The organism is Nocardia sp. NPDC101769, assembly GCF_044766925.1.
GTDB lineage: Bacteria > Actinomycetota > Actinomycetes > Mycobacteriales > Mycobacteriaceae > Nocardia.
In genome coordinates, this window is the sequence record NZ_JBIWMX010000073.1 from 1 (window position 1) to 12,650 (window position 12,650).

The 12,650-nt window shown below is 66.1% G+C and carries 6 protein-coding genes and 1 pseudogene; 2 read left to right on the forward strand and 5 right to left on the reverse strand.

Features of this window, described 5'->3' with window-relative positions; translation table 11 throughout:
• Positions 1 to 414: 414 nt before the first annotated feature.
• The 3 genes from ACIRRA_RS44285 to ACIRRA_RS44295 are packed head-to-tail and all read right to left on the reverse strand — an operon-like array spanning position 415 to position 3,871.
• The gene (locus ACIRRA_RS44285; protein ID WP_402781599.1) at positions 415 to 1,422 is read right to left on the reverse strand and encodes a VOC family protein; all 1,008 of its coding nucleotides are present in this window, start codon (positions 1,420 to 1,422) and stop codon (positions 415 to 417) included.
• Positions 1,419 to 2,282, reverse strand: coding sequence for an alpha/beta fold hydrolase (locus ACIRRA_RS44290; RefSeq protein WP_402781602.1), 864 nt, complete (start codon positions 2,280 to 2,282; stop codon positions 1,419 to 1,421). Before ACIRRA_RS44290 ends, ACIRRA_RS44285 begins: the two co-directional genes overlap by 4 nt.
• Positions 2,279 to 3,871, reverse strand: a complete 1,593-nt coding sequence (locus ACIRRA_RS44295; RefSeq protein ID WP_402781605.1) for a bifunctional 3-(3-hydroxy-phenyl)propionate/3-hydroxycinnamic acid hydroxylase — start codon at positions 3,869 to 3,871, stop codon at positions 2,279 to 2,281. The genes ACIRRA_RS44290 and ACIRRA_RS44295 overlap by 4 nt, the downstream gene beginning before the upstream one ends.
• A 93-nt stretch (positions 3,872 to 3,964) precedes the next feature.
• On the opposite strand from ACIRRA_RS44295, the gene ACIRRA_RS44300 reads away from it, so the two are divergent.
• Positions 3,965 to 4,639 carry a TetR/AcrR family transcriptional regulator gene (locus ACIRRA_RS44300; protein ID WP_402781608.1) on the forward strand — a complete coding sequence of 225 codons (675 nt, stop codon included), beginning with the start codon at positions 3,965 to 3,967 and terminating at the stop codon, positions 4,637 to 4,639.
• A gap of 198 nt (positions 4,640 to 4,837) precedes the next feature.
• Positions 4,838 to 5,113, forward strand: a pseudogene (locus ACIRRA_RS44305) (transposase family protein); the annotation flags it as partial.
• Positions 5,114 to 5,185: 72 nt separating this feature from the next.
• Here ACIRRA_RS44305 and ACIRRA_RS44310 read toward each other — a convergent pair.
• Positions 5,186 to 12,004 carry a LamG-like jellyroll fold domain-containing protein gene (locus ACIRRA_RS44310; RefSeq protein WP_402781611.1) on the reverse strand — a complete coding sequence of 2,273 codons (6,819 nt, stop codon included), beginning with the start codon at positions 12,002 to 12,004 and terminating at the stop codon, positions 5,186 to 5,188.
• 124 nt (positions 12,005 to 12,128) lie between these two features.
• The gene (locus tag ACIRRA_RS44315; protein WP_402781614.1) at positions 12,129 to 12,305 is read right to left on the reverse strand and encodes a hypothetical protein; all 177 of its coding nucleotides are present in this window, start codon (positions 12,303 to 12,305) and stop codon (positions 12,129 to 12,131) included.
• Positions 12,306 to 12,650: the final 345 nt, after the last annotated feature.

The following is a 12,650-nucleotide window of genomic DNA, read 5'->3' on the forward strand; positions in this document are numbered from 1 at the left end:
TTCTGAAGGATCACGCGGTGGCCACCCTGCTGTCCGGGGATTGCGACAAGCTCAGCATCCAATGCTGCTGCTACACCACGCTATTGGACGCAACCAAAGATGGCTATTCTTCGGGCTAGATAGCAATGGACTGATCCGCCGAGGGTTGGTGTTGCGCGAGCGACCCGGAGCCACTTTGTCCGTGTAAATCTCGGCGCAGGAGCTGCGTCACGTGATGAATAGGCTTGGGCTGGTTTTAGATTCTGAATCAGGTCTGCTTGCCGGAATCAGGTCCACCGCGCCGAGCAGTTGAGTGGCCTCTTGCCTGGTGGATCATTCGCGCGTGGATGTAGCTCAAATAGGCACCGGTGATGTACACATGACGTTGCTCCGGGGATCGGCGTTACTCCGTTGTTCCCGGTCCGTTGAATCAGGTCAGTCGTCGGCGATGCCGGCTCCGCTGAGGGCGGGGACGGTTTCTTCGCGGTGGCGTAGTGACCATGCGGCTGTTTTGAATTGGGTGAGTTTGTCGATGATGGTCTGGCCTTCGGGGGTGTGGCCCCAGATACTGATGCCGCGGTGGGTGGTCGGTTCCCAGGTGGATTCGTCGACGACGATGGGGTTCCAGCCGACTTCCCATTCGAAGCCCGACGGTGTGGTCGCGTAGTAGGACAGTTCGCGGTCGTTGGTGTGCTGGCCGACGCTCAGGGCCATATCGAAGCCGAGTTCTTTGACGCGCTGGTAGGAGCGGGTCATGTCGTCGAGTTCGGCGACTTGGATGTTGAGGTGTTGGATGCGGGTGCGGACTGGGTCGACAGGCATTCCGCGTACGGCGGCGATGGCGACCGAGTGGTGGCGTTCGTTGACGCGCAGGAAGCGGATCTTGATCTTGGCGCCGTTGATGGTTTCGTCGATGTAGTCCGACAGTCGGGCATCGAAGACGGTGTCGTAGTAGCCGCGCAGCTTGTGCGGCTGGGTGGTGGTGACCGCGACGTGCCCTATCCCTGAAGCGCCGGTGACGAATCCGGTGTTGCTCATCTCGAGGGGCGCGCTGGTGGTGCGGGCGCGGGTGAAGATCTCCTGGTCGATTCCTTTGGGGCCGGGGAAACGCAGGAGGCGTTCGACGCCGCGCAGGGCGGTTTCCTCGTCGGTGCCCTCGGTGACGGGGACACCGCGGTCGCGCACGCGAGCAACGATCCGGTCGAAGGATTGGTGGTCGTCGATGTGCCAGCCGAGGGCGGTGACGTCCTCGGCGTCACCACGCTGCAGCAGGAACCGGCTTTCGTGGTCGTCGAGCCGGAATCGCATGGCGTGGTGGGAAAGTCGATCGGCGTGCAGGCCGATGGCGTCACGTCCGAAGCGGTGCCAGTCGTCGAACCGGTTGGTTTCGATGACGACATAACCGAGATGCACGGATCCGAACAGGGAATCGGGAGGGTTCATCGTGTGCTCCCGGTGACGAAGGCGGTGGTGACGGCGTTGAAGAAGTCGGCGCGCTCCCACTGCACCCAGTGCCCGGTGTTCGCGGTGAGCAGCAGGTCGCAGTGGGGCATGGTTTTTGCCAGCAGGTGTCCGCCGCTGGGGCGGTTGACCTTGTCGTCCGCACCCCAGATCACCAGGGTCGGCGTTGGCAGGGTGCGCAGGCGCCGGTCGCGGGTGAAGTCCATCCGCCACAGGGTGCGCAGCGCGGACGGTCCGGAGGGGCGGCGCAGCGGCGGATCGGCCAGCACGGCCGGGTCGATGCTCGAGCGGTAACGGTCGTCGATCACGTCGGCGGGGATCTCGGTGCCGTCGAAGACGAGGTAGGTGCGGATGAAGGTTTCGAGCTTGTCACGCGAGGGGCCGGCACCGGTGTAGTACGACATCAGCGATCGCAGCCCGGGGGTGAGCGGTGCCCGGGTGGTGCCGATGCCGCCGGGGCCCATGAGGATCATCTTCGCCACCCGGTCGGGGGTGTCCAGGGCCAGGCGCAGCGCGCAGGCCCCTCCGTAGGAGTTGCCGATCAGATGGGCGTGGTCGAGATCGAGGCGGTCGAGCAGTCCGCGGATGTTGTCGGCGAGATAGCCGAACGGGTCGGACCGGTCCACGCCCTTGCTGGAGCGCCCGTAGCCAGGCAGGTCCGGCACGATCACGCGGAAGTGTGCGGCGAGGGCGTCGATGTTCCGTGCGTAGTTCGACATCCCCGAGGCGCCGGGACCGCCGCCGTGCAGCAAGACTACCGCTGGTCCCGCACCGGTTTCGGTGACGAAGATGTCGGTGCCACCGACGCTCACGGTGCGTTCGGTCAGTGCCGTGCGGGTCATGCGAGTACTCCGTTTCGTGACAGAAGATCGGGGCGGGCAGTCAGGCCGGGCGGGGGCGGGGCCAGGTTGGTGTGGGGGCCTGCCGTGGCGTAGACGACGCTGTCGGGGCGCAGGGCCAGCACGGTGGCGCCCTTGGCGCGCATCCACCGCAGAAGCGTCGCGTCGAGGTCGACGACGGTGCCGGAGGCCGGGGTACTTCCGGGCGGGGCCAGGCGCACTGCCGGCACGCCAGCGTTGCGCCAGCCGGGCCAGGAGTCGGCCGTGCCGAGGTGCAGGATGGTCCATCGGGCACCGAGTACGTCATCGAGGCGTTCGCGGTTGCCTTTGGCGTCGAGCACCCATGGTTGCGGGATGAGCCAGCCCGCCGCTGTGGATTTGATCGCCGTCGGTGTGGCGAGCAAGCCGTGCGGGTGGAAGGCGTCGGGAATCCACCGGTGATCGCGCAGCCATTCGGGGACACCTGGTACCCGCATCGCGATGCGGAAGAACCGGTCGCGCAGTGCCGCCAGTGCGGGGTGGTGCTGGGTGATGAGGCGCCCGACCTTGACGGCGCGGTCGGTTACTTCCCGCACATGCGGCAGGCGTTCGGTCTGGTAGGTTTCGAGAATCGACTCCGGAAGCCCGCCGTCGAGCACAGCGCCTAGTTTCCAGCACAGGTTCGCCACATCGCGCACGCCGGCGGACATGCCTTGGCCGATCCACGGTGGCATGGCGTGGGCGGCGTCGCCGGCGAGGAAGACCCGGCCCACCCGCCAGCGATCGGCGAAACGCACGTGGTGGCTGTATACGGTCGCCCGCAGGATCTTCACCTGCGTGTCGTCGATGCCCTGGTCGTTCAGCACCCGCCAGATCGCGCCATCGGTGATCAGTTCGCTCTCGTCCTCGTCGTCACGGACCGGAAATTCCCACCGGTGATGGCCCAGCGGAGTTGGGCAGTCGACGGTGGGTCGGGCCGGGTTGCAGTGGAATCGCAACCGGTCATGGCCGGGCCATTCCTGCAGGACCTCGGTGTCGATGACCACCCACCGCTCGGCGTAGGTCCTGCCCTGGTAGCCGATCCCCAGCTGAGCCCGGGTCGGGCTCGAGCCGCCGTCTGCGGCGATCACATAGGACGCGCGAACACGCGCGAATGCGTCCGCACTCAGATCGGCGAGCATGAGTTCGACCCCGTAGGCGTCCTGCAGCACGCGGAGGCACTCGTGCTCGAGCCGCACATCCACGTTTGGGAACCGCTCCACTCCGGCGCGCAGGACCTTCTTGAGCGCGGGTTGGTAGATGAACTGTTGCGGCGGGTGACCCGAGCCGTGCGAGACCGGCGTTAGCTCGAAGAAGGGCTTACTGTGCGCGTCGACGAAGGTTGCGGTGCCACCGGCGAGCATGTCTGCCTGAAGGCCTTCGGCCAGGCCTGTCTGCTGCCAGATCCGCAGCACCTCCTCGTCGGTCGAGATCGCCCGCGCTCTGCGGTAGATGTCCGAAGTGCGTTCGACGACAACAACTTTCAGGCCCATCTGGCCGAGCAGGTTAGCGGCGGTCACACCGGTGGGGCCGTAACCGATGACGGCGACGTCGTAATGCGGGATATCGGCCACTTCGGACCTCTCATCGAGTGGGGATAGGTATCAGTCGGCGGACGTGTCGCCGCAACCAAGACTGTTCCTGTAGTGATCACTACGGTAAGGTGAATGTCACGTGTGAGTCAACCCACACTTTGTCGACCGGAGGGGAAGTCTGTGGACGAGCAGAGGACATCGCGCAAGCGGCGTGCCAATGGCGAGGAATCCCGGCGCCGCATCCTCGATGCAGCCGTGGAAGTGGCCGTCGAACGCGGGTACGACGGCACGAGCATCGCGTTGGTGAGCAAGAAGAGTGGCCTGCCCGCCAGCTCGATCTACTGGCATTTCAAGGACAAGGACGAGTTGATCGCCGCGGTCATCGAGCGCAGCTTCGGCACCTGGCTGGCGCTATGGGTCCTGCCCGAGGGCGACGGCCCGCGCGAGCGCTTCTCGGCCCTGGCCACGCTGATCGGCAAGGCGCTGCTGGATTCGCCGGACTTTCTGCGACTGGGCCTGATGCTCACCCTTGAGCGCAGGCCGGTCGAAGCGAGTGCCCGCCGAATGTTCCTGCAGGTCCGGGAACAGGCGTGCCGGCAGGTCGCCGCCACGCTTCGTGAGGTGGTCCCCGAGTTGCCGGATGAGTCCGTGGCCTTGTTGACCACGTATGCGATGGCCGCCGCGGACGGGCTGTTCATCGCCAAGGAGATCGGCGGCGACAGTGTTGATCTCGTCGCACTGTTCGAACTGCACGCCCATTCGCTCTACGACACGGCGGTGCGGTTGAGCGCCCCTGGCCGACCCTGACTCCGAGCCGCAGGCGTTCCTCGACGTGCTCGCCCTGGGAATTCGTTCGATATGAGTGGCGACGCACTGAGCCCTTTTCATCCAGTGTGAATGGCCTTGTCGGGCAGCGGAGTTGGTTGCGGTGTGTCGCCGCTGGATGTGACGAAGCCCCTGGTAGGGCAGTTGTCGACGAAAACGACTGCATACCAAGGGCTTCTGTTGTTGTTCTACCGTGCCGCACTGCCGTTGTCACGCCAGACCCTCACCTGGGTCGCCGACGTGATCCGCCGCCACCGAACCGGGATCGGGTCGGTATGGCGCAAGCTCGACCCCGGCCGTCAAGCCCTGCTTGTCCTGGCCTACCTGCGCAAGGCCGAAACCTACGCCGACCTCGCCGCGGGCTTCGCGATCTCGACGACGACCGCATGGCGCTACGTCGAAGAGACCGTGGAGCTGCTGGCCGCCCACGCGCCGAAGCTGAGGTCGGCGCTGCGGCCGACGTCGCCTTCACCGTGAAGACCTACCAGCACGTCCTGCCCGGCATGGACGAAGACACGGTGCGGGGGGCTACCAGGTGGTGTCGGTCAGGGGACGGATCTGCCAGGTCTGGTGGGCCGCGCCGCCCCACTCCCAGACCTGGACGGGGGTGCCGTCATCATATATTCCGCTGTAGACGGTCAGTGCCTTACCGGTGTTCATGTCGATGATTCCGTAGCCGTTGCCCTTCGGTTCGAAGCGGAATTTCTGGTTGTCGGCGGCGATCCAGTCCGATTGCTGCGCCGGGGCGCTCTCGAACGTGCCCGCGACGGTGATCGCCTTGCCGCTGTGTTTGGCGATGATGGCGTAATAGCCGTTGTCCAGGGGGATCAGGGTGAACTTCTGCTGGTCGGCATTCGCCGAGGCCGCGATGTCCACCTGCGCCCCGTTGGCGAGAGTCGCGCCGCCCACGTCGAGGAGCTTGTCGACGTGCCCGGCCACGAACTGCGCTCGTGCCGGAATCGGTGACGGGGGAACGGGAATGGGCGGTGCGAAGGTGATTCCGGTCATGGTCGATTGGTAGTAGCCGGTCAGCAGTGCGGTGATCTCGTTGATGTAGGGGATGAACACGGGAAAACGGGTAGTGATGACATCCCTTGTCTTGGTGGCCAACTCGGCGCCATTGGCGGTGGCGGTGCCCAGGAACGGCTCGAGGCGTTTGATCAGCGCGAACGTGCTGGGGATCTGTTGCAGGGTCATGGCCTGGGTCAGCGAGGCGCGGGCCGGGGGCGTGGTCGGCAGCACCCGGCTGACGAAGGTGACCCGGTGCATGATGCGCCAGCACGGGGGTTTGCGGGTGGATTGGCGGGCGGCCCGCAGCGCGAGGGCGTTGGGATCGGTGCCACGATCGAGCCATTCGGGATCGATCACCTTGCCGTAGAAGTCCTCGAAGTTGTCGGTCGTGGTGTCGAGATAGAAGCTCATGAACCGGTAGGCATCGACCCGGCCCGGGACCAGCGCCGGCCGGCCGGCCGCGTCGAAGAGCGGGGTATCACCCTGGAACTGCTGGAGTTGGCGGCCGGGCGCGCAGGCCACATCCAGGCTGAAGGTGCGGGTGGCGTCCTTGGATTTGGTGCGGGTGATGCTGTAGCCGGTGCCGACGGAGGCTTCCAGCGCGAATGTGGCTCCGGCCCCGAAGATCTCGAACCCCATCGAGAAGCTACCGCCGAGACTGGCGGTGATGGAGTAGGAGCCGGTGGTGGTCTCGGTGACCTGGTCGGTGGTGCCGGTGGTCTCGGCGAAGAACCCGCCCGCCGCGGTCCACACATAGGTGTTGATGATGTTGCGGCGGGACGCGCTGCGGGTGGCCGCCCGGCCCTTCTCCGGATCGTCCTTCGGACTGACCTCCGCGCCGGTGCCGCCCATCATCCCGTTGAGCACCTTGGCGGCCTGGCCGTGGGTGGGATCGGGGACGTGGGTCTCGGTGGAGACCGAATCGTAGAAACTCTGCAGCTGTTGCTGCTCGCGTTGGATCCGGCGCTTGATCCGGTACGCCTCCCCCGGCCGGTAGTAACTGAATTCACCGCGCATTCCGTTGGCGGCATTGGGGAAATTGGGGTCGGCGAAGGGAGCCAGATCGGTTCCGGATCCGATGGGGGCATAGCCGATGATGCCGTCCAAGGTGCCCTGCTTGGTGTAGCGCGGGTTGATCGGGAACGGAATGAGGTTCCAGTCGCGGGGAATGTCACTGCTGGGCAGCACCCGGTAGGCGACCAGCGCACCACTGTGGGCCAGGCGCAGCGCATAGAGGTCGGCGGTGTCGGACTGGACGACGGCGAAACCGGTATTGGCGGGCACCCACCGCCGCCCGACGTTGGCGTTGACCAGGTTCGCGGGATCCTCCCAGCCGCCGGTGAGCTCCACCTTGCTGCTGCGAGTGGTGTTGGTGCCCTGCGACACTCGCGTTTCCCAGGCCCAGCCGTTGGCATATTTGAACTCGGCGCTGGCCCCATGGCCGAAGCTCAACGAGCCCGCGGGTTTGGCGATACCCACACCCAGGGGAGCGGCGATGGTGAAGGTCTCGTCCTTGACCGAGACGTCGAACTTGGCTTTCACCGAGGCGTCGACGCTGTGGGTCTTGGTGGAGGACAAGGCGTTCACGACATTGTCGGCTTGCACGAACGTGACCGAGGACGCGCTCGCGTAATCACCCGCGGTGCCGGCGATGAGGTTCTCCGACGGGACCGGCGGCGCACCCTCGATGTAGCCGATCAGCTGCGGATCGAATTGGACCTGGCCGACCCAGTTCGTGGTCAGTTCACCGATCTTGTATCCGGTGGTCAGCACCCACTGCCCGTTCTGCAGGTAGCTGTACGCGCGTTTCATCACGCCGAAGATGGTGCCGTACATGGTCTGCTGCACATCGCCGTATTCGGTGGCGGCGGGGGAACCGTGGATGCTCACCTGGAACGGGGTCGAGATGCCGGTCAGTGCGGACCGGACCTGCGCGGCATCGGTGGAGATCGGCGCGGTGGACAGCCGGATGGCCGGGGCGGGCGAGGATTGGGTCAGATCGTTGCCGCCCAGCCCACGATCACGCACCATCGCGCCGGCCGCGGTGTCGTCGATATCGAAGGGGTAGTAGGCGATCAGGTCCTCGCGGTCCCCGTGCACGCGGGCGAACATATTGTCCAGGATCTGTTCCTGGGTGCGCGCGGTTCGCCACACGCGGACCTCGTCGAGATCCCCGGTGAACATGTCCACGACGTTCGCGCCCGCCCATCGGCCGCCGATCATGCTGAAGGGCAGGCCCGGCGCGGAATCGGTACGCCTGCCCATCGTGGCGGGGGTGGGAATCCCGTTGCGGTACAGGGTGAATTGATTGGCGAAGAAACTGGGGGTCCGAACGCGGGAGACCGCATGGAGCGTGGCCGGGTAGGAACCGCACCGGTCCGCGGTCTGGTTGCCGGTGGCTTCGGGGAAGTTCCACCACGCGGCCAGGCCCGAGACCTTCTCGGTGACGGGCACGCCGATCTGGTTGTCGTTGCGGGCGATATTCCAGATCCGCACCTCGGACAGGACGCCGTTGAGGCCCTGGGTCTGTTTGCCGGTGCGGACCCGGCCGAGTTCGACCGGGGAGTCGTTGCCGATCGGTTTGGATCCGTTGTAGCTGTGCACCGCGACCGGTGTCTGGGAGTCCACGTACATGCGGATCTCCACCTTGCCGCCGGGCGCGGTGGGGTTTCTCCTGGTCACAGCCACTAAATGGAATGCGCCGGGGGCCAGGGCGACCCCGGAACGGAAGATCTTCTGTTCCCCGGAACCGCCGGAACCGGCCTCGAAACTGAACGCGAGCTGCCCGTTGGTGTCGATGTACAGGCTGTAGGGCACCGCCTGATGGTCACCGGCGTCGATCGCCCCCTTGCCGATCAGCCCTTGCACGGATCCGGTCGCGGAGTTCAGCCGCACGGACACCTCGAGGGTGAGGTCGTCCACGATATCGAGGCCCGCGGGTCCACCCGCGTCCAGATATCCGCTGCCGTCCATGCCCATCGCCCAGTCCTGCCGGAACGACATCGACAGTTGCGCCCATTCCGAGAGCGGGAAGACTTCGGTGCCGAACACCCGCTGGTCGTTGACCTCACCGAGAATCACATAGCCGGGCTGGCCCGATGCCTGCGGTGCCGCCGCCACTCCGAGCGAATAGCGGGTATCGGCCAGTTCCGCGTGCAGGATCCGCGCGTAATTGCCGACGAAGGTCGGGTAGGCCCACGCCTCGAGGGTCAGGTCCCCGGTCGCGGCGAGTCCGGCCAGTTTCCCCAGGTCGGCGGGTTGCAGATACTGGGTGCCGTCGAAGGAGAACGCGCGGCCCGGCGCGTTGCCGCGCCAGCACGGCGGCAGCGGATCGCTGAGCGTCTCGGCCGCGCACGCCGGAACGTCGGCGATGGCGGTTCCGGCGTCGGCGCGAACGAGCTGCGACCCACGCGTGAGCAGCGCCCCGGCCACACTGCTCGAGGCCAGCGAGTAGTCGTAGGCCACCGCACGGACTTTGGCACCGGCGGGGGCGGTGAGACCACCGGTGGTGAGGGTGAGCTGGGTGGAACCGGCCGGCGCGTCGGCCACGGTCCGGCTCTGCTCACCGACGGTCACGGCCGATCCGGCGACCAGCCGATTGGCCAGCGGCGCGGCGAGCATGACGGTCGTATCCTTGATCGACACCACGGTTCCCACCTCGGTGCCCGGCAGCGCGCCATTGAGCACCTTCGCGAGCAGATCAGCCCGGGTGGGCACTGCGGTGAAGGTCTCGGTCACCTCGCCCCGGGTCAGGGTCACCGTGCACGTTCCGGCATTGACCGCGCTGACGGTCGCGGTGAACAGGCCGATCGCGATCGACGGGTCACGGCCGGTCAGGCGCAGTGTCCCGTCCGCGACCGGGATCTGTTTGACCGCCGGGGCGACGGTGGTGTCGTAGTAGACGGAGAAGAATTGGTTACTCCCGCCACGGAAGTACAGCGCGACCTCACCGGTGGAACTGTCCAGCAGGAATGGTTTCTCGTCGGTCCAGGCGAAGCTGAGCAGCGCGCCCAGCACGCTCAGCCCGGACCGGTCGATACCGATGGTCGGCATCGCGAGCACCGCCTCCGCCGCCCCCTGCATCCCGCCGCTGAGCCCCGCCAGGTTGGCCTGCGCCAACGTCAGTACCACCGAGTCGACGCCGACCCGGTCGGCCGCTGCCGCCGAGTCCGCCTTCAAGCCCTCCCAGCGGGCCGCCACGGCCAGCAGTCTCGTCATCTCACCGCGCGCCCAATCCCCGGCCGGGCCGAGGATCTTGCTGCGATCGTTGACGGTCGAGCCCCAGACCCCGCCGTACATCTTGCCGTTGGTCTCTTCCAGCAGCTGCGTGTACGTCCCGAGGAGAGCGGCCTTCCCCTGGTCGATGGCCAATTGCCCGCGCGCGGTGGTGACCAGGGCCTCGGCTTGGCGCAATCGTTCCAGGTCGGCGGTGGGGTCGGGTTTACCGATCCAGGTCGGGTCCATCAAGCCCGGTGCCGTGGCCAGCCGTCCCTGCGGCGACACCCCGAAGTCGAGGACGGCCAGATACGAGCGTCCGTCCGGTTCACCCTGCGGGGGCAGCCCGCCCGTGGCGAACGCCAAAAGCACTCGTGCCCTGCGTTTTTCGAGTGACGGTGTGATCGCGTACCCCGTCACCATCGGCTGCTGCTGGTGGTACATCGTCGCCGCCAGGCCCGATTTCACCGTGCGTCCGGCGAGTGCGAACAACCGCAGTGACATTCCCGGACCGTCGTACAGCGGCGCATCCGAATCCACCCACACCGGGCTCGGGCCGCGGCTGGCCGGGAAGTGATGGGGGCCGGCGTCGCGCAGCGTGTTACCGGCACCCTCGTCGAAGGGGAGGTAGGCGAACAGGCCCGGCTCGTTGCCGAGCAATCGCTGTGCGCGCGTGGAGAAGTCGGTGCGGGCCAGGGTCCAGATCCGTACTTCGTCGATCACGCCGGTGAAAGGGAGTGGCTGCACCGTGCCGGTCGCGAGCCGTTTGCCCACCATGAGTTGCCCGGTCACCGCCACGGTCGCGGTCGTGTCGCGCGTCTGCACCTGAATTCCGTTGAGGAACAACCGCATCGACGTGCCGTCGAACACCGCCGCCACATGCGACCAGGTGTCCAGCGGCAGCGGTGTGGTGTGGACGAGGGAGTCGGTGCCGTGGCCGTAGATCAGATTGCCCCCGGCCATCCGCAGCAGCACCGGCGTGGCGAAGTTCGTCTTGTCGGTGCGTCCCATGATGAGCCCGTCGGGCCCGCCGGGTTTGATCCACGCCTCCATGGTGTACGGCCCCGCCGGTACGTCCAGCATGGCATTGCCCGCGATCACCGGTCCGCTCGCGGCCCCCTCGAAACGCAGTGCAGCACCGCCCTGTTCACCCGGTCCCGGCACCACCGGCACCAGCGGCCGCCCGGTATTGAAGTCGATGCCCGGCGCGCGTTCCAGCACCGATCCGGCGTATTTGGGGTCCGGGCTCGTATACAGCTGTGTGCCTTTGACATTGAACAGGCCGTCGGTGCCCTGCTCGAGGTTGTAGCTGTAGATGTAATCGGCGGCGGAGGTGAAGATCTGCCAGCGGGACAGCCCGCTCACCGCCGTCGGCAGCAACAATGCCGAGAACATCCCCTTCTCGAGCCGTCCGACGAACGACAGCTGAAGGGTCGGTTCGTAGAACAGCTTCCCCTCCATATCGCGACTGCCGAGCGTATCGCCCCCGGAGGCAGGGGTGATCCGGCTGCGGCTGCGCTGATAGCGCACCTCCACCACCGGTTTCAACTCCGAACCGACCAGCACGAACCGATCGCACAGCAGCGAATTGTCCACCTGCGCGACCTTCTGCCCGCCGACCAGCTGGTAATCGGTACGCGCCGGATCCCCCGAAAGACCGCCACCCTCACGCACATACAGCGAGTTCGGGTCGCCGGCGGGTATCGACTGCCGGAACATCAGGATGTAGCGCCCATCGGACAGCACCTGAATCGGCCACGGCGAGGTCAAGCGCGCCGTCGTCGACAGAAACGGGTCACCCTCCCCTGCGACCAGTGTCTCCGCGACCGTCACCTCGGCCCCGCCGCGCTTCTTCACCGCCGGAATCGCCAGCGAGGCACGCGATTCCGCGCCCACCTCGACGATCTCGCCCGGGAACGGCAGCACCCCGGGTTCATCGTTCCAGGCGGCGGCGTCCAGCGCCCCCTTCGCCCGGTCGGCCTGATCCAGGCTCAGCACGCTGTAGTAGATCTTGAGGTCGAAGCCCACCGCGAAGGCGACCACCATCCCGGCATGCTGGACCATCGTGGTCCATACGTAGGTCTTGTCGCTGTAGATCTTCTGCAGGTTCTTGTTCTGCACGACCGTGCTCCTTGCATTCATATCCGCGCAATTGCAAGTTTGGGCACACCAAGTGTGAGTCAGAAAACCTCGAGTCGGACAAAACCGGCTTAAAGATCTTGCTCCGAATTCGGTTCTCTCACAATCAAAAAACCCTTTCGGTCGGTATTTCCGCTTCGTCGATGACGTGCTCGCGGTTCCACCAGTCCACCCACGCCGGCAACTCCGCGACGAACGCGACGAAGGTCAACGCGGGCTGATCCAGATCCATCAGCCGGTCCGCAGCGGCCCGGCGCAGCGCCCGCGCGGTCACGTCTGCCACCCGCCGACCTCCCGCCACCCGTCCGTCAGAACGCCGGCATTGGATCACGAACCGAGCTGCGGGAGCGCCGAATCCACACCGATCGACACAGCCGCGCCACTGACACCGAAGCGGGAATCACCCACTGACATTCTGATGGGAACTCTCATGGACATGTCATGCACTCGGGTCCTGGCTGATCAAAGCCTCGGCGAAAGACAAAGGGCCTGTCGCCATTCCGGGCCATCCGGGAAGTTAACGGCCAGAATGCAAGACCTCCGATGCGATTAGTGGTCAAGCCGCTGAGCGTGTCGGAGGTGTGTCGTGGGTGGGCCCGAACGCTTTGGAAGGGTCGAACTTCTGGCC